Genomic DNA, 18,136 nt, shown 5'->3' on the forward strand with positions numbered 1-18,136 from the left:
GCGCGGCGCCGCGGCCGACGCGGGCTGGCCGGCCGTCGTCGCGGTCGTGCCGGCGCGCAACGAGGCCGACGTGATCGCCCGCGCGGCGACTTCGCTGCTCGAGCAGGATTATCCGGGCGACTTTCATCTGATCATTGTCGACGACCACAGCGACGACGGCACCGCCGACGCGGCCCGTGCGGCGGCGCTCGCGATCAACCGCGCCGACCGGCTGACGGTGCTGGCCGCGAAGCCGCTGCCGGCCGGCTGGTCGGGCAAGGTGTGGGCGCAGTCGCAGGGAATCGCCGCGGTGCAGACGCTCGGCCTGCCGGCCGACTACCTGCTGCTGACGGATGCCGATATCGGCCACCCGCCCGATGCCGTCGCGCAGCTCGTCACGCGCGCGCAGGCCGAGCACCGCGATCTCGTGTCGCTGATGGTGCGGCTGCGCTGCGATTCGTTCTGGGAAAAGGCGCTGATCCCGGCGTTCGTGTTCTTCTTCGCGAAGCTCTACCCGTTCTCGTGGATCAACAACCCGCGCAACCGGACGGCCGGCGCCGCGGGCGGCTGCATGCTCGTGAAGCGCACGGCGCTCGAGGAAGCGGGCGGCATCGAGTCGATCCGCGGTGCGCTGATCGACGACTGCAGCCTTGCCGCGCAGATCAAGCATCGCGGCAGCGGCCGCCATCCGATCCGGCTCGACCTGGCCGACCGCAGCGTGTCGCTGCGCCCGTACGACAGCTGGCGCGACATCTGGAACATGATCGCGCGCACCGCGTTCACGCAGCTGCACTATTCGCCGCTGCTGCTGGCCGGCACGCTGCTCGGGATGGCGGTCATCTACCTCGTGCCGCCCGTCGCGGCGCTCGCGTACGGCGCGCGCGCGTGGCCGGCGTGGCTCGCGTGGGCGTCGATGTGCGCCGCGTATGCGCCGATGCTGCGCTACTACCGGCGCTCGCCGCTGTGGGCGCCCGCGCTGCCGCTCGTCGCGCTGTTCTACGTCGGCGCGACGTTCGCGTCCGCGTGGCGCTACTGGCGCGGCAAGGGCGGCCAGTGGAAGGCGCGCGTGCAGGCGCCGGTGGAGCGCTGAGCGTTTCGCGCGCCGCCGGCGTGCGTCCCGGGACGCTGCCGTTCCGGCAGCCGGAAAGCAAACAGCCCGATCGGCGGAAACCGGTCGGGCTGTGTCGTTTTCGGCGGTGCTGCCTGCCGGTGCTTACCGCTGGGTCAGCATCATGTACATCTGGATCACCACGTCGGGCGAGAACGTGAACGGCACCCAGCCGAAGCCGGTGTGGCGGGCGACCAGCAGGCGGTCGCCGTTCGACTGCTTCTGCACGGCCATCATCGGGTTCTTCGTCGTCACGAAACGCCAGCCGGCCGGGATGCCGGGCGGCGGCTCCGGCTGCATCGACGCGCGCGCATGCGCGAGTTCCTCGATCAACTGCCCCAGTTGCTCCGGATGCAGCGTGATCGATTCGCCGTTGATGGTCAGCGTGAGTTCGTTCTGCGACGGACGCGCCACGTGCAGCGTCGATTTGTCGGCCGGGTGCGTGGCGGCTTCGGTTTCAGTCGCGGTTTCGGCTTCGGCTTGCGCCGTCGCGACGACAGCGGTTCCTGCGTCGGCCGCCGCATCGGCTGCATCGGCTGCATCGGTCTCGGCCGGCGCGGATGCGATCACGGCCAGTTCCGCCGCTGGCGTGCCTGCCGGTGCCGCTTCGACGACTTCGGCGGCAACGGCCGGGGCGGCCACTGCGTTCGTCGCGGCTTCCTTGACGACGGCCTCGACCAGCGCCTCGGCATCGGCGACGGCCTTCGCGTGGTGCTGCGCGGCGGCTTCGGCTTGCGCGATCGCTTCGGCATGGCGCTGCGTGACGGCTTCGGCCTGCGCGGTGGCGTCGGCGTGGCGTTGCGCGGCGGCTTCGGCCTGCGCGATCGCTTCGGCGTGGCGCTGCGTGACGGCTTCGGCCTCGGCGGTCGCATCGGCATGACGCTGCGCGGCGGCTTGCGTTTCGGCGATCGCTTCCGCGTGACGCTGCGCAAGCGCTTCGGCCTCGGCGATCGCGGCCGTGTGGCGCTGCGTGGCCGCTTCGGCTTCGGCGGTCGCTTGCGCGTGACGCTTCGCGGCGGCCTCGGCTTCGGCGGTCGCTGCCGCATGGCGCTGCGCGGCCGCATCGGCTTCGGTCGCGGCGGCGTCATGGCGTTGCGCGGCGGCCTCGGCTTCGGCGATCGCCGCTGCGTGTCGTTGCGATGCGGCTTCGGCATCCGCATGACGTTGCGCGAGTGCTTCGGTCCGTGCGGTGGCTTCCGTATGGCGCAGCACGGCGGCTTCGGCTTGCGCGGCGGCATCCGTATGACGGTGGGCGGCGGCTTCGGCGGCGGCGGCGGCTTCCGCGTGGCGCTGCTGCGCGGCTTCGGCGTCGGCGGCTGCCGCCGTGTGGCGCTGCGCTGCGGCCTGCGCTTCGGCTTCCGCGGCGGCGTGACGTTGCGCGGCGGCCTGGGCTTCCGCTGCTGCGGCGCGCGCGAAGGCTTCCGCGCTGCGGGCCGCCTGCTGCGCGGCGTGGTGATCGTGGAGGAGCTGATCGACGCCCGCGTTGAGCGAATCGATCTGATCGTTCAGGTTCATGCGTGTCTTCTCTGCGTAAGACCCGCGATTTTACCCGCTGCGCCAGTGCCGGTCCGCGTGCGACGTGTAACAAAATGCGCAAGGCGGCGCGAAGCGCGCCGCTTTGTGTTATTTCAGGTACCCTGCCGAGCCGAACCAGTCGAGCGCATCGCGCAGCCCTTCGCGGTACGGGCGCGCACGGTAGCCGAGCTCGCGCTCGGCCTTCGCGGACGTGAAATACATCTTGTTCTTCGACATCCGCAGCCCGTCCACGGTGACGAACGGCTCTTTCTTCGTGAACTTCGCGACCGCTTCGGCGCCGACCGCGAGCGGGTACAGCGGCCAGCGCGGCAGCGCGATCGTCGGCGCCTTGCGGCCCGTCATCTGCGCGATGTCGGCCAGCATCTGCTGCAGCGGCAGGTTTTCGCCACCGAGGATGTAGCGCTCGCCGATCCGGCCGCGTTCGAGCGCGAGGAAGTGGCCGTGCGCGACGTCGTCGACGTGCACGAGGTTCAGCCCCGTGTCGACGAACGCGGGAATCTTGCCGAGCGCGGCTTCGACGATGATGCGGCCGGTCGGCGTCGGCTTCACGTCGCGCGGGCCGATCGGCGTCGACGGGTTGACGATCACGGCCGGCAGCCCTTCGTCGGCGATCATCCGCTCGACCGCGCGTTCCGCGAGCACCTTGCTGCGCTTGTAGACGCCGATCGCCTGCTCGGGCGTGAGCGGCCGGTTTTCGTCGGACGGGTCGCCCGCGCTCGTGACCTTCAGCGTCGCGACGCTGCTCGTGTAGACGATCCGCTCGACGCCTTCGGCGCGTGCCGCGCGCATCGTCGCGACCGCGCCTTCGAGGTTCGCGCGCTCGATCTCGTCGGGATCGGGCGCCCACAGCCGGTAGTCGGCCGCCACGTGCAGCAGGTAGCGCACGCCGCGCAGCGCGGCGCGCATCGACGCCTCGTCGCGCATGTCGCCGGTGACGATCTCGGCGTCGAGATCCGCGACGTTCGTGCGCGGGCTGGTCGGGCGCACGAGCACGCGCACCGCATAGCCTTTCTGCTGCGCGATGCGCGCGACGGCCGAGCCGACGAAACCGGACGCGCCGGTGACGAGAACGAGATCGCGGGAGGTATCAGTCATGCGTTTCCTTCGGGGCCGCGCGCGAGCGGCGCGGCGGTTGAGCATCGGCGAGATTGTACGTGGTCGGCGCGTGCGGCGACGCAACGCCGGCGCCCCGGCGGGCCGTGCTTGCGTGGCGGCGCGCGGCCGGTCCGCCGCACGCGTGTGCGAAGCGGCCGACGCGACTACAATGCCGGGCTTGAATGCAACGGGAGGGCGACGCGATGAGCCGCAATGAACTGGACGAACGGATCGAGACCTACTACGTGCGGGTGCGCGGCGTCGTGCAGGGCGTCGGCTTCCGTCATGCGACGGTGCGCGAGGCGCATGCGCTGAAGCTGCGCGGCTGGGTCGCGAATCTCGAGGACGGCAGCGTCGAGGCGATGATCCAGGGCCCCGGCGCGCAGATCGACCGGATGCTCGCGTGGCTGCGCCACGGGCCGCCGGCTGCGCGCGTGACCGAGGTGACGTTCGAGGAACGCCGGACCGAAAGGCGCTTCGAGCGTTTCCAGCAGCAGTAACAGGCGCACAACAACCATGACGGGGTATCCGGAAGCCGGGCGCGGCCTCATGCTGTCGGTGATGGCGTCGACGCTGTTCGCGCTGATGTCGGTTTACGCGAAGCTGCTCGCGCCGCTCACCGGGCTCGACATCTTCGCGTGGCGCGTGCTGTGGACCGCGCCGGGCGCGCTCGCGCTGATCGCGTTGCGCGACCGCTGGCCCGCGCTCGTCGACCTCGCGCGGCGCAGCGTGCGCGACTGGCGTCTGCTGATCGCGCTGCCCGCGAGCGCGGCGCTGCTCGGCCTGCAGTTGTGGCTGTTCCTGTGGGCGCCGCTGCACGGCCGCATGCTCGAGGTGTCGCTCGGCTATTTCCTGCTGCCGCTGACGATGGTGCTCGTCGGCCGCTTCTACTATCACGAACGTCTCGACCCGCTGCAATGGGCGGCGGTCGCGTGCGCCGCGCTCGGCGTCGTGCACGAAGTGTGGGCGACGCGCGCGTTCGCGTGGCCGACGCTCGTCGTCGCGCTCGGCTATCCGCCGTATTTCGTGCTGCGCCGCCGGATCAACGCGGATTCGCTGGCCGCGTTCGCGATCGAGATCGTGCTGTTGTGCCCGGTCGCCTTCGCGATGGTCGCGGCGAGCACGACGCGCGTCGCGAGCAATCCGGTGTTGTGGGCCGCGCTGTTGCCGGGGCTCGGCGTGCTCAGCACGCTCGCGCTCGCGAGCTACCTGAAGGCGAGCCGGATGCTGCCGATGGCGCTGTTCGGGATTCTCGGCTACGTCGAGCCCGTGCTGCTCGTCGCGGTGTCGCTGCTGCTGCTCGGCGAGACGCTGAGCGTCGCGAAGCTCGCGACATACGGGCCGATCTGGGTCGCCGTCGCGCTGACCGCGTGGCACAGCGCAATGCTGATGCGGCGCTTGCCCGCGCGCGGATAAGTTTCGATCTCGATCGCGGTGCGGCGGCCGCGCGGAACGTGCCGCGCATCGTGTATCGCTGGACGATCGAACCACGTTCGAAAGCATCAATACTGACCGCAAACTGGCGACGCGCTGGCGTGAATCTGGCGGCGCTGCCCGCTTCATATCTCCGGCCTCGCGCTTGTAATCGAACAGAAGATTCGGTTGCACTTTGTTACTTAGGGCCTCCCCCTGATCGACCATAGACTGGTTTGACCGACTTCCCTTCGTATGCAGCTTTCCAATGAACGGTCATCTCCGTGCCTGGCCGGCCGGGTTGGCGCGATGCGGGCATACGCGCATCGCCGCTGATCGCGCTCGCCTTCTCCTTTTCGATCCATTCCCCGGCGCCTGTCGCGCCGCTGTTGCGCAGGTGCGCTCATGTCGTTGAGCATGCCGTCGTCCGTCGCGGTCCAGCCGTCGCGCAGCGGCCGCCTGATCGAAGTCGATTTCTTCCGTGGGCTCGTGCTGTTGATGATCGTCGTCGATCACATCGGCGCAAGCGTGCTGTCGCGCGTGACGCTGCACGCGTTCGCGCTGTGCGACGCGGCCGAGGTGTTCGTCTTTCTCGGCGGCTTCGCGACCGCAAGCGCGTACGGCGCGATCGCCGAACGGCAGGGCGCGCGCGCCGCGCAGCGCCGGTTCGTGCGCCGCGCGATGCAGATCTACCGCGCGTTTCTCGCGACGTCGACGCTGATGCTCGTCGTTTCGGCCGTGCTCGATCACTACGGGATCGATGCGCCGAACCTCGCGCTCGACGACGTCAGCGTGATGCTTGCTTCGCCGCTCACGGGCCTCGCCGAATTGCTGACGTTCCAGCGCCAGCCGTATCTCGCGTCGGTACTGCCGATGTACGTGCTGTTCGCGCTCGCGTCGCCGGTGCTCGTGCCGTTCGCGCGCCGCCATCCGTGGCTGCTGGTCGCGTTCAGCGTCGCGTCGTGGCTGGCGGCGGGCTGGCTCGGCCCCGAACTGCTGGATACCGACGGCTTCCGCTGGAGCTTCAACCCGTTCGCATGGCAACTGATGTTCGTCGCCGGCGTGCTCGCGCGCTGCCAGCCGTTCTACCGGCGCATCGCGCTCGGGCGGTGGGGCGCCGCGGCGACCGGCGTCGCGTGCGCGGTCGTGCTCGGCTGTGCGAGCTACAAGCTGTTCTCCGGGCTGCCGCTGCCCGAAGGCGTGCTCAAGCGCGATCTCGCGCTGCCGCGCGTCGTGAGCTTTGCGGCCGTCGCGTGGCTGATGGCCGATTGCGTGCGCTACGGCTGGATCGCGCGGATCGCGCAGGGCGTGCGGCCCGTCGTCGCGATCGGCCAGCGCGGGCTGATCTGCTTCGTCGCGGGCGCGGCGATTTCGCTCGTCATCGATTCGCTGCTGCACCCGGTCGCGCACGGCGCCGATCTGCGGCACGTCGGCGTGGGCCTCGTGGCCGACGCATGCGCGCTCGGGCTGATGATGGCCGTGGCCGGTTCGGGAACGTGGATCGCGCGGTGGCGCAGTGCGGCCGCGTGAGCGGCGCGGGAAGAGGCGCGTGCGGCACGCAACGTGCCGCGCGGCGTCAGTGAGGTGAGCCGATACGGGAGCGGGGAACGGCGGTTGCTTCGTCGGATTCGGCGTCGTCGCGGTCGTCCGGCGCCGGGTCGTCGCGCTCCGCGAGTACCGCGTCGGCTTCGGCTGCGGCGCGGGCGGCGCGAATCGCGGTGCAGCGCTGAGCGTGCCGGATGTCCGACAGTATCCTCAGCAGCCTCGTGGTCTTGCTTTTCATGATCTTCTCCCGCCAGTGCGCATCGCGACGGATCGGATGCGTTTCCACCAGTGTAGGACGCGATCGCGCAACCGGCAGGGGAATGTGGCGTGCATGCCGCACGCCAAGGGATAGTACTTACTGGGCCGCGGTGACGGCCTGCGCCTGCAGCGCTTCCTCGCGGCGCTCTTCCGCGCAGCGCTGATGCTGGCGCGACAGGCGGTTCATCAGCGGCAGCAGCAGCAGCGCGAGCAGCATGCCGATCGCGGCGAGCCAGCCGAGCTTCTCGAACAGCGACAGGTAGAGCGGCAGCGATTCGGTGGCCGGCAGCTCGTGCGACGGCATCTGCGCGAAGTTCGCGACGACGCTGCCGAGATACTGCGACACGCCCGTCGCGACGAAATACGCACCCATCATGAAACCGCTCATGCGCGCCGGCACGTAGCGGGCGATCATCGCGAGGCCGAGGCCGCTCACCAGCAGTTCGCCGAGCGAGTAGAGGCCGTAGCCCCACACCATGAACCACGACGACACGCGGCCGTCGACCGCGTAGCGGCCGCTGATCGTGAACACCAGGTAGCCCGCGGCGACCGCGCCGAAGCCGAGCGCGTACTTCGCGGCGACCGGCAGGTCGCGGCCGCCCTTCGCGACGGCGTTGTAGACCCACACGAGCACCGGGCTCAGCAGCATGATCCAGATCGGGTTCAGCGCCTGGAACTGCGCGGCGCTCCACGTGAACAGCGTCGTGCCGAACAGGATGAAGCGCGGATCGACGTTGCGCAGCGCGAACAGCGTCAGCGACGTCGACATCTGCACGTAGAAGATGAAGAACAGGATCACCTGGCCGATCAGCACGAGCGCCGCGATCAGGCCCGCGCGTTCCGAGCGCTCCGACTTCGCGATCATGTACGCGAAGATCGCGAGGATCGCGAACGCTGCCGTCCACACGCTGGCGACCGCGAGCTGCTTGTGCTGCAGCACGTACAGCGTGATCAGCGCGAGCGCGGCGCCGCCTGCCGCGACCGCGCCGAGGCGCTTCCAGCGGATCGGCTGTTCGTCCGGCTGCGAGCCGACATGCGCGAGCGTGCGGTGCATCAGCATGAAGTTGAGGATCGCGAGCAGCATGCCGCCGCAGCAGACCGCGAACGCGGCGTGCCAGCCCCAGTGATCCTTGATCCACGGCGTCGCGAGCATCGACACCGTCGAGCCGATGTTGACCGCCATGTAGTAGATCGTGAACGCGCTGTCGATGCGCGCATCGTCGCCTTCATAGATGCGGCGCACGAGGTTCGCCGCGTTGGCCTTGAACAGGCCGTTGCCGACGACGATCACGCCGAGCGACGCGTACATGTACGTCAGGTGATCGTTCGGTACCGCGAGCATCAGGTAGCCCGCGCACAGCACGGCCGCGCCGATGATCATCGTGCGGCGGGCGCCGAGCACCTTGTCGCCGATCCAGCCGCCGATCGACGGTGCCGCATAGACGAGCGCGGTGAACGCACCCCAGGTCAGGTTCGCATGGCTGTCGGTGAAACCGAGCCGGTCGACCATGAAGAGGACCAGGAGCGCGGCCATGCCGTAGTAGCCGAAGCGCTCCCACATTTCGATGAGGAAGACCGTCGTGAACGATCGGGTTTGTGAAACAGGTGAATGCATCATCAATCTCGGTTGAAACGGACGGCACGGATCACGCGTCGTCTTGGGTCTGACTGGCGCCTGTGCACAATGGGCCGGGTAGGCCTGGCATCGGCGATGGAACAGTCGGGCGGTTAGCCCGGGCCGGGAGCGAACACCGCCCGATGAGGCGGGGAACGACCCCGACCGGCGCGCGGATGGTAACGTTCGCCGGTCCGGTGCGTCCGGTATGCGCCACTTAGGGAAACTCCCGATATGGCAGCAACTTTCAGGAAGATTCGTCTCATCATCTATTTGTAAACTTCTAGGCGGGCCCTCCGAAGATTCCCGGAGAGCCGCTTGCAGCTTGCCTGTGAAGCCGGCGAGTCTGGCAAGATAGCGCGTCGTTTCGCTCGCTTCGTGCCCTGTTTAGCGCACCGGGCTCAACGCCGAAGGCGTGTGCGAACCTGAAGACTAAGCTATATCGATCTAACTTAGTTATTTTCCATCAAACATTTTTTGACGACTACTTTTCGGCCTGCTATGGTTCCCCCCACTGAAAACCCGCGGTCAGCAGACGCTGCCGCCGTACTGGGCAGCAAGATTCGCGCGTTGCGCCAACGACTCAAGCGCACGCTCGACGACACCGCTACCGCCGCGGGGATTTCGAAGCCGTTTCTGTCTCAAGTCGAGCGCGGGCTCGCGTCGCCGTCACTGACGTCGCTGGCCGGTATCGCGCACGCGCTCGGTGTGACGGTGCAGTACTTCGTGGATACGCCGAGCGAGGAACGCTCGGTCTGCCGAGGCGAGCAGTTGCGCTTCTTCGGGTTTGCCGATTCGGCGAACCTGTTCGCGCGGCTGACGAACGTATCCGAAGGGCGACAGCTCGAGGCGATCCTCGTGAGGTTGCCGCCGGGGCAGAAGCGGTCCGAGGTGACGACACATGCAGGAGAAGAGTTCCTGTATGTGATTGAAGGGGAAGTGTCTCTGACGCTGGAAGGCAAGACGTTCGTCCTGCAGGCCGGCGACAGTTCGCACTATCAGTCGACGGTCCCGCACAGCTGGGTCAACACCGCGAAGATCGAGTCGGTGGTGGTCTGGGTCGGTACGCCGAGGCTGTTCTAACGCACAGGTATTCCTTCGTTTCCAAGACGGGATGCCTGTCGAAAGAAACGTAAGGAATACTAAGATGAAATACGGGAATCACGGGCCTCCTCGATCGCTGCGCCCGTCAGCGTCTCACGCGTAATCCGCGGCATTCGCCGCGCGACGCTCACCGAACCCACTTTCTCAAGACTGCCACGATGAAATCCTTGCATGCCATGTCGGCCGTGCTGGCCGCGCTCGCCCTGACGACGCCCGTCGCCCACGCCGTTACCGTTCCGTCGAACGTCGCGCTCGCTCCTCAGCAGGACCTGACGCGACAGGTGCCCGCCGAAGTCGAGTCGCTCGACCCCGCGCACATCGAATCGTGGACCGGCAACACGATCGGCCTCGACCTGTTCGAAGGGCTCGCCCGCATCGATGCGGCCGGCCAGGTCGTGCCGGGCGTCGCGCTGTCGTGGGAGCGCAAGACGCCGCAGACGTGGATCTTCAAGCTTCGCCACGACGCGAAGTGGAGCAACGGCCAGCCGGTGACGGCCGCCGATTTCGTCTATGCGTGGCAGCGCCTCGTCGATCCGAAGACGGGCTCGAAATACACGATCCTCGTCGAGTTCGTGAAGAACTCGAAGGACATCATCGCCGGCAAGGCCGCGCCGTCGACGCTCGGCGTGCGCGCCGTCGACCCGTACACGCTCGAGGTGACGACCGACGTGCCCGTCGCGTTCTTCCCGGAGCTGACCGCGATGGTGCCGCTCGCGCCGGTGAACAAGGACACGGTGACGAAGCTCGGCGACGCGTGGACGCGCCCGGGCAACATCGTCAGCAACGGCCCGTTCCAGCTGGTCGACTGGCAGCCGAACAACCGCATCGTGATCTCGAAGGACGCGAAATACTGGAACGCGCCGAAGGTCGTGATCAACAAGGTCACGTACCTGCCGATCGAAAGCGACGAGACCGCGATGCGCATGTACCAGGCCGGCCAGATCGACTACAGCTACTCGATTCCGTCGGGGATCTTCCAGCAGGTCAGCAAGCAGTTCGGCGGCGAACTGCGCCAGGGCCTGCAACTCGCGACGTACTACTACTACCTGAACAACAACGATCCGGCGCTGAAGGACAAGCGCGTGCGCCAGGCGCTGTCGATGGTGCTCGATCGCGAGGTGCTGACCTCGAAGCTCACGCAGGCCGGCGAGAAGCCGATGTACGGGCTGATGCCGAACGGCACGAAGGGCGTGCAGCCGTTCACGCCGGACTGGGCGTCGTGGCCGATGGCCAAGCGCGTCGAGACGGCGAAGAACCTGCTGAAGCAGGCCGGCTACTCGGATGCGAAGCCGCTGTCGTTCACGCTGACCTACAACACCAACGACCTGCACAAGAAGGTCGCGCTGTTCGCCGCGTCGGAATGGCGCACGAAGCTCGGCGTCAACACCAAGCTCGAGAACGTCGAGTTCAAGGTGCTGATGAAGGAGCGGCATGACGGCAAGGTGCAGATCGCGCGCGACGGCTGGTTCGCCGACTACAACGACGCGATGACGTTCTTCGACCTGCTGCGTTGCGGTAGTGCGCAGAACACCGTCGGCTACTGCAACAAGCAGGCCGACGCACTCGTCGACGAAGGCAACCAGAAGCTCGACGACAAGGCGCGTGCCGCGCTGCTCACGCAGGCACACGACCTCGCGCTGAACGACACGCCGATGGTGCCGCTGTTCCAGTACTCGGCAGACCGCCTCGTGAAGCCCTATGTGGGCGGCTACTCGCTGAAGAACGTGATCGACATGCGTGCTTCGCAGGACATGTACCTGATCAAGCACTGAGCGGAGCGATCATGCTGGCCTACGCACTGAGACGCACGTTGTGGGCGGTGCCGACGATCCTCGCGGTCGTCACCGTCTGCTACCTGCTGCTGCACTTCACGCCCGGCGGCCCGTTCGATACGGAGAAGCAGCTTTCCGCGGCAACGCTCGCGAACCTGAACGCGAAGTACCACCTCGACCAGCCGCTGTGGAAGCAGTACCTGCTGTATCTCGACGCGCTGCTGCACGGCGATCTCGGTCCGTCGTTTCGCTATGTCGACTGGTCCGTGAACGATCTCGTGCGCAAGGCGCTGCCGGTGAGTCTCGGCGTAGGCGGCGTGTCGATCCCGATCTCGATCGGGCTCGGCGTGCTGCTCGGCACCGTCGCGGCCGTGCGCCGCGACAGCTTCATCGACCGCATCGTGATGCTGATCGGCAACATCGGCAACGTCGTGCCGCCGTTCGTGCTCGGCCCGGTGCTCGTGTGGATCTTCGCGATCCTGCTGAAAACCTCGGCCGGCAACGGCTGGCTGCCGGCGGGCGGCTGGGGTGACGGCGGCTGGCAGTACCGGCTGCTGCCGATCGTGCTGCTGACCTTCATCAACATGTCGCTGCTCGCGCGGGTGATGCGCGGCTCGATGATCGAGACGCTGTCGAGCAACTACATCCGCACCGCGCGCGCGAAAGGCCTGCCGGGCTCGACGATCGTGCTGCGCCACGCGCTGAAGCCTGCGCTGATGCCGGTCGTTTCGCTGTTCGGCACAGTCTGCATCTCGTCGATCACGGCGGCCGTCGTCACCGAATCGGTGTTCGCGCTGCCGGGGCTCGGGCAGCTCGTCGTGAACGGTGCGATCAACCGCGACTACACGCTGGTGCTCGGCCTCGTCGTGCTGACGACCGTCTGCGCGGTGCTGTTCAACCTGCTGGTCGACCTCGCGTACGCGTGGCTCGATCCGCGCATCCGTTATTGAGCGAGGCACTGCGATGACTCCGACTACTCCCGTCGTCGGGCTGCCCGTGCAGACCGACTCGCCGCCGCGTTCGCGCTCGCCGCTCGCGCTCGCGATGGCGCGCTTCCTTCACAACCGTGCGGCCGTGTTCAGCCTCGTGCTGCTCGCGCTGATCACGATCACGTGCTTCGTCGGCCCGTGGGTGCTCGCGGCCGATCCCGCTGCAAGCGACTGGGGCTCGATCAGTCTCCCGCCGACGTGGACGAACCAGCACTGGTTCGGCACCGACGAGCTCGGCCGCGACCTGCTGGTGCGCACGCTGATCGGCGGGCGCGTGTCGATCGAGGTCGGCCTGCTCGGCACGCTCGTGTCGGGCCTGTTCGGCGTCGCGTGGGGCGCGACCGCGGGCTTCGCGGGCGGCCGCGTCGACTCCGTGATGATGCGCATCGTCGACATGATGTACGCGATTCCGTACCTGCTGATCGCGATCCTGATGATGACCCTGTTCGGCCGCTCGTTCATGCTGGTCGTGCTGACCATCAGCGCGTTCTCGTGGATCGACATGGCGCGTGTCGTGCGCGGCCAGACGCTGTCGCTGCGCAGCCGCGAGTTCGTCGATGCGGCGCGCGCGATCGGCGTGACGCCGGCGTCGATCGTGCTGCGCCACGTCGTGCCGAACCTGCTTGGCGTCGTCGTTGTGTACGCAACTGTTTCGGTGCCGAACATCGTGCTGACCGAATCGGTGCTGTCGTTCCTCGGCCTCGGCGTGCAGGAACCGATGACGAGCTGGGGCGTGCTGATCCAGGACGGCGCGCAGAAACTGGAATCGATGCCGTGGCTGCTGCTGGCCCCGGCCGTCATGCTGTGCGTGACGCTCTACTGCGTGAACTTCGTTGGCGACGGCCTGCGTGACGCGCTCGACCCGAAGGATCGCTGAGATGGGTGCACTACTAGAAGTCGACAACCTCGGCGTGCGCTTCACGCGCAAGGACGCGCCGCCGATCGACGCCGTGAGCGGCGTGTCGTTCTCGCTCGCAGCCGGCAAGACGCTTGGCATCGTCGGCGAATCGGGCTCCGGCAAGAGCCAGACCGTGATGGCGCTGCTCGGCCTGCTGGCCGGCAACGGCACGACGACCGGCACGGCGCGCTACCGCGGCGACAACCTGCTCGAGATGGATACGCGCGCGCTGAACAAGGTGCGCGGCGACCGGATCGCGATGATCTTCCAGGATCCGATGACGTCGCTCAATCCGTTCCTGACGATCGAGCGGCAGATGACCGAGACGCTGCAGCTGCATCGCAAGCTGTCGCGCAGGGAAGCGAACAAGCGCGCGATCGAGGCGCTCGAATCGGTGCGCATTCCCGACGCGGCGCGGCGCATCCGCATGTATCCGCACGAGTTCTCGGGCGGCATGCGCCAGCGCGTGATGATCGCGATGGCGCTGCTGTCCGAGCCGGAAATCCTGATCGCCGACGAGCCGACCACCGCGCTCGACGTGACCGTGCAGGCGCAGATCATCGACCTGCTGCGCGAGCTGAACCGCGAGCGCGGCACCGCGATCGTGCTGATCACGCACGACATGGGCGTGGTCGCCGGCCTCGCGGACGACGTGATGGTCATGTATGCGGGCCGCACCGTCGAATACGCGCCGGCCGATTCGATCTTCGCGGCGCCGTCGCATCCTTACACGATCGGCCTGCTCAACGCGCTGCCGCGCCTGACCGATGCGGACGATGCGCCGCTCGTCGCGATTCCCGGCAACCCGCCGATGCCCGGCACCGCGCCGGCCGGCTGCGCGTTCGCAAAGCGCTGCACGTATGCGGAAGAACGCTGCGGCGCCGCGCGCCCCGCGCTCGAAACTTATGGCGCCGCGGGCGCGGTGCGCGCGTGCCACCGCCCGGTGGCCGATCTGACGGGAGGTCTGCGATGAGCGTCGATGAACGCCGCAATGCCGGCGCGACGGACGACACGCTGCTGTCCGTCGACGATCTGAAGGTGCATTTCCGCGTGCCGCTCGGCGGCTATCCGTGGTCGCCGAAGGGCACGCTGCGCGCGGTCGACGGCGTGTCGTTCGACGTGAAGCGCGGCGAGACGGTCGGGCTCGTCGGCGAATCGGGCTGCGGGAAGTCGACGCTCGCGCGCGCGCTGATCGGCCTCGTGCCGATGACGGCCGGCACCGTGAAATGGCGCGGCGAAGCGGTCGCGCCCGATCACCTGCGCGGCAATTCGATGCGGCGCGAAGTGCAGATGATCTTCCAGGATCCGCTCGCATCGCTCGATCCGCGCATGACGATCGAGCAGGTCGTCGCCGAGCCGCTCGTCACGCACCAGGCCGGCCTCGGCCGTACCGAAGTGCGCCGTCGCGTGGTTTCCATGCTCGAACGCGTCGGCCTGAACGCGCATCACCTGCTGCGTTATCCCCACGAATTCTCGGGCGGGCAGTGCCAGCGCGTCGGCATCGCACGCGCGCTGATCGGCGAGCCGAAGCTCGTGATCTGCGACGAACCCGTGTCGGCGCTCGACGTGTCGATCCAGGCGCAGATCGTCAACCTGCTGCGCGACCTGCAGCGCGAACTGTCGTTGTCCTATCTGTTCGTTGCACACGATCTCGCCGTGGTGAAGGCGATCAGCCAGCGTGTGCTCGTGATGTATCTCGGCCGCGTGATGGAGTTCGGCACGCGGCATGACGTGTACGGCGTGCCGCAGCACCCGTACACGAAGGCGCTGCTCGATGCGGCGCCGACGCCGGAGCCGGCGCGCGAGCGTGCTCGCCGTCCGATGCTGCTGGCGGGCGAGATGCCCTCGCCGCTCAACCCGCCGTCGGGCTGCGCGTTCCGCACGCGCTGCCCGGTCGCGATCGACGCGTGCGCGCAGGACGTGCCGCTGCCGGAAGTGCGGCAGGGGTCGGCGGCGCGTGTCGCGTGCATCCGCGCGGGCGCGGCGTGATTTGAAGTAACGCATCAAATAAAACCAGGCAGGTCAACAGGGGTAGGTACGGCGCGAACGATCTTCGCGCCGCGGGTACAGGCGCGTCCTTAGCCGGGCACGCCGGGGGGCCGGGAGCGGATCGCAACCGGCGTGGACGATATCAACACAAGACGAGAATCACGATGAAAAAGCAGAAGACGATCGGGACGGCATCGAAGATGCTGCTTGCATGGGGACTGCCGGCACTCGCCGGCGTCTCGCTGACGGGCGTCGCGCACGCCGACGACGCAGCCCCCGCGCCGCTGACGGTCGCGCAGGCCGCGCCGGCCGCCGGCACGGGCACGGCCGTTGCGCAGGCAACGACCCCGAACGCCGTCATCAACGCCGAGGCGACCCAGGCCGTCACGCCGCCCGACGAACCGTCGGCCCAGTCGAAGTCGAAGGGCTTCATCGCCGACAGCCATCTCGACTTCCTGTTCCGCAACTATGCGGACGTGCTCGACAACAAGGGCGGCCCGCATCGCCACGCGTGGGTCCAGGGCGCGATGGCGAACTTCGAGTCGGGTTATACGACGGGCCTGATCGGTATCGGCTTCGACGCGTCGCTGTATGCGGCACTGAAGCTCGACGGCGGCCAGGGCGCCGGCAGCATGGTGCACATCGCGAAGGGCGGCGGCGGCGGCAACCAGCTCGCGTGGGCCTACCCCGGCATCTACGACATCAAGGCGCGCATCTCGAACACGGTGGTCAAGTACGGTCTGCAGGCCGTCGACAACCCGTTCATGGAGCAGCACGACAACCGTGCGCTGCCGCCGACGTTCCTCGGTGCGACGATCGTCAGCAATGAATTCAAGAACGTGATGCTCGAGGCCGGCAGCTTCACGAAGACCGACGCGCGCGGTCATACGACGCTCACCAACCTGACGACGCAATACGGCGGCACGCGCATCAATCGCCTGTCGTATGTCGGCGGCACGTGGGATTACTCGCCGAACGGCGAAGTCGCGCTGTATGCGAACCAGGCCGACGACGTGTGGCACCAGTACTACGCGTCGGTGAAGCACAGCATCGGCAGCCCGCAGACGATCAAGTGGACGGGCTTCGGCAACGTCTATTCGACGCACGACACGGGCGATGCGCGGCAGGGCAAGATCGACAACAACGCATACAGCCTGTCGGTGGCCGCGCAGCACGGCCCGCACGAGCTGCTGCTCGGCTTCCAGCAGGTGCTCGGCGACCAGTTCTTCGATTACCTGAACGAAACGAACGGCATCTTCCTGACCAACTCGATGGACGTCGACTACAACGCGCCGCACGAAAAGTCGCTGCAGCTGCGTTACACGTTCTACGGCAAGGAAGCGGGCCTGCCGGGCTTCAAGGCGATGGTCTGGGGCGTGACGGGCTGGGGTGCGGACGGCAGCGCGGGCGCGGCGAACGACCCGACCAAGTCGAGCATCTACTGGAGCAACGGCGCGCCGGTGCAGGGCCGTCACCACGAGTTCGGCTTCATCCCGTCGTACACGTTCCAGAGCGGCAAGCTGAAGGACACGAAGGTCACGTTCATCGCGATGTGGCACAACGGCTCGGCACACTACTCGGATGCGACCAACACCGAGTATCGTCTGGTCGTGAACCTGCCGCTGCACGCGTTCTGATCGAAGGGGGGCGCACGGCCCCCCGCATCGCGCGGCCGGCCTGCGAGCAGTGCGATCAGGCCGGCTTGTGCAGCCCCGCGACCGGATCGTTCGCGGCGGGCATCTCTTCCGCGAGCGACGTGAGCTGGCGGCCCGTATCGCGCCATGCGTCGAGGCCGCCGCGCAGCGCAAGCGCATCGGTGAAGCCTGCGTCGAGCAGGCGCTTCGCCATCAGCGCGGCCGTCACTTCGTTCGGACACGAGCAGAACACGACGAACTTCTGCGTGAGCGGATAGCGCGCGGCGATGTCGCCGATCTGCCGCTCGTCGGCGAACTGCGCGCCGGGAATCGTGAACGGGTCGAGCTTGCGGTGCTCGGGCGAGCGCACGTCGAGCACCACCGGCGCGGTGGCGTCGCGCAGCAGCAGGTCGAGTTCGTCGACGCCGATCCGTGCGTTCGCGAGCTGGCGGATCAGCGCGCGGCGGCGCATCCAGCGCACCGCCGCATAGATCGCCAGCAGCGCGACGATGACCAGCAGCACCGCGCGGCCGAGGTGGCTCGCGCCGGCGAACAGCCAGTCGATCTGCCGGTAGAACACGATTCCGGCCACCAGTCCGACGATCGTCCACACCGCGGCGCCGAGCGCGTCGTAGCCGGCGAACGTGCGATAGCGCGTGCCGAGCGCGCCGGCCATCGGCACCGACACGAGCGACAGCCCGGGGATGAAGCGTGCGACGGCGAGCACGCGCACGCCGTAGCGGCCGAAGAAGCGTTCGGTCTTGCGCACGCAGGTATCGCGCGACAGCGACAGCCGGCAGATCGTCTTCAGCGTCGTGCCGCCGTAACGCCGCCCGGCGACGTACCAGACGGTGTCGCCGATCAGTGCGCCGAGCACCGACAGCGCGACTACCGTCACGAGCTGCGAGCCGATCATCGCCGGATGCATCGCGGACATCGCCCCGAACAGCACGAGCGTCGGCATCGCGGGCACCGGCAGGCCGATGGCCGCCGCGAGCACGTTGGCGAACACGAGAAGCGGCCCGTACTGGGCGACGAGGTCACGGAGGAGCATGACGGCTGGCCGAAAAGGAAATGCGTGGGCAGGAAACGCAGATGGGCCGATTATCGGCCATTTTCAAGACAGCGGCGGGAATGACGCAAAGCGCCTGACGGCGGCAGGGGAATGCCGGTGAGCCGGCGCGTTGCGCGCGGCTCACCG

16 protein-coding genes are annotated in these 18,136 nt (G+C 67.9%); 11 read left to right on the plus strand and 5 right to left on the minus strand.

Translation table 11 applies throughout. The features are described from left to right. A partial coding sequence (locus tag ACPUER_RS08315) for a glycosyltransferase (RefSeq protein ID WP_425130833.1) occupies positions 1-1,069 on the plus strand: 1,069 nt, incomplete at its 5' end. 123 nt (positions 1,070-1,192) lie between these two features. Here the strand turns inward: ACPUER_RS08315 and ACPUER_RS08320 are convergent. Continuing rightward, a complete protein-coding gene (locus ACPUER_RS08320) occupies positions 1,193-2,602 on the minus strand; it encodes a phage tail protein (protein ID WP_425130834.1) in 1,410 nt (469 codons plus the stop codon). A gap of 108 nt (positions 2,603-2,710) precedes the next feature. After that, positions 2,711-3,718 (minus strand): hopanoid-associated sugar epimerase, encoded by a 1,008-nt coding sequence (gene hpnA / locus ACPUER_RS08325; RefSeq protein WP_048246118.1) that lies wholly within the window; start codon positions 3,716-3,718, stop codon positions 2,711-2,713. Positions 3,719-3,921: 203 nt separating this feature from the next. Between hpnA and ACPUER_RS08330 the strand changes: the two genes are divergently transcribed. The 3 genes from ACPUER_RS08330 (at position 3,922) to ACPUER_RS08340 (ending at position 6,661) form a co-directional block, all read left to right on the plus strand. Beyond that, positions 3,922-4,218 carry an acylphosphatase gene (locus ACPUER_RS08330; protein WP_034187849.1) on the plus strand — a complete coding sequence of 99 codons (297 nt, stop codon included), beginning with the start codon at positions 3,922-3,924 and terminating at the stop codon, positions 4,216-4,218. 16 nt (positions 4,219-4,234) lie between these two features. Continuing rightward, positions 4,235-5,134, plus strand: a complete 900-nt coding sequence (gene rarD, locus ACPUER_RS08335; protein ID WP_175959958.1) for an EamA family transporter RarD — start codon at positions 4,235-4,237, stop codon at positions 5,132-5,134. Positions 5,135-5,536: 402 nt separating this feature from the next. Continuing rightward, positions 5,537-6,661, plus strand: coding sequence for an OpgC domain-containing protein (locus ACPUER_RS08340; RefSeq protein ID WP_425130835.1), 1,125 nt, complete (start codon positions 5,537-5,539; stop codon positions 6,659-6,661). Positions 6,662-6,707: 46 nt separating this feature from the next. Here ACPUER_RS08340 and ACPUER_RS08345 read toward each other — a convergent pair whose 3' ends face one another. Then, positions 6,708-6,914 carry a hypothetical protein gene (locus tag ACPUER_RS08345; protein WP_175959960.1) on the minus strand — a complete coding sequence of 69 codons (207 nt, stop codon included), beginning with the start codon at positions 6,912-6,914 and terminating at the stop codon, positions 6,708-6,710. A gap of 117 nt (positions 6,915-7,031) precedes the next feature. Continuing rightward, positions 7,032-8,552 (minus strand): peptide MFS transporter, encoded by a 1,521-nt coding sequence (locus ACPUER_RS08350; protein WP_425130836.1) that lies wholly within the window; start codon positions 8,550-8,552, stop codon positions 7,032-7,034. Between the two features lie 498 nt (positions 8,553-9,050). On the opposite strand from ACPUER_RS08350, the gene ACPUER_RS08355 reads away from it, so the two are divergent. The 7 genes from ACPUER_RS08355 to ACPUER_RS08385 all read left to right on the plus strand — a co-directional run bounded on the left by ACPUER_RS08355 (position 9,051) and on the right by ACPUER_RS08385 (position 16,938). Beyond that, positions 9,051-9,632, plus strand: coding sequence for a cupin domain-containing protein (locus tag ACPUER_RS08355; protein WP_047902204.1), 582 nt, complete (start codon positions 9,051-9,053; stop codon positions 9,630-9,632). Positions 9,633-9,811: 179 nt separating this feature from the next. Then, the gene (locus ACPUER_RS08360) at positions 9,812-11,425 is read left to right on the plus strand and encodes a peptide ABC transporter substrate-binding protein (protein WP_204422094.1); all 1,614 of its coding nucleotides are present in this window, start codon (positions 9,812-9,814) and stop codon (positions 11,423-11,425) included. Between the two features lie 11 nt (positions 11,426-11,436). Then, the gene (locus ACPUER_RS08365) at positions 11,437-12,375 is read left to right on the plus strand and encodes an ABC transporter permease subunit (protein ID WP_047902206.1); all 939 of its coding nucleotides are present in this window, start codon (positions 11,437-11,439) and stop codon (positions 12,373-12,375) included. Between the two features lie 13 nt (positions 12,376-12,388). Then, complete coding sequence (locus tag ACPUER_RS08370; RefSeq protein ID WP_072440038.1) at positions 12,389-13,291, plus strand: ABC transporter permease; 903 nt, start codon at positions 12,389-12,391, stop codon at positions 13,289-13,291. Between the two features lies 1 nt (position 13,292). Continuing rightward, positions 13,293-14,285: an ABC transporter ATP-binding protein gene (locus ACPUER_RS08375; protein ID WP_175959964.1), complete on the plus strand. Its 993-nt coding sequence runs from the start codon at positions 13,293-13,295 to the stop codon at positions 14,283-14,285. Then, positions 14,282-15,301 (plus strand): ABC transporter ATP-binding protein, encoded by a 1,020-nt coding sequence (locus tag ACPUER_RS08380; RefSeq protein ID WP_047902209.1) that lies wholly within the window; start codon positions 14,282-14,284, stop codon positions 15,299-15,301. Before ACPUER_RS08375 ends, ACPUER_RS08380 begins: the two co-directional genes overlap by 4 nt. Before the next feature lie 164 nt (positions 15,302-15,465). Then, positions 15,466-16,938, plus strand: coding sequence for an OprD family porin (locus ACPUER_RS08385; RefSeq protein WP_072440044.1), 1,473 nt, complete (start codon positions 15,466-15,468; stop codon positions 16,936-16,938). Positions 16,939-16,993: 55 nt separating this feature from the next. On the opposite strand, the gene ACPUER_RS08390 is transcribed toward ACPUER_RS08385, so the two are convergent. Then, complete coding sequence (locus ACPUER_RS08390) at positions 16,994-17,989, minus strand: DedA family protein/thiosulfate sulfurtransferase GlpE (protein WP_072440046.1); 996 nt, start codon at positions 17,987-17,989, stop codon at positions 16,994-16,996. Positions 17,990-18,136 lie beyond the last annotated feature (147 nt).

The organism is Burkholderia sp. DN3021 (genome assembly GCF_049805555.1).
Taxonomy (GTDB): Bacteria; Pseudomonadota; Gammaproteobacteria; order Burkholderiales; family Burkholderiaceae; genus Burkholderia; species Burkholderia pyrrocinia_C.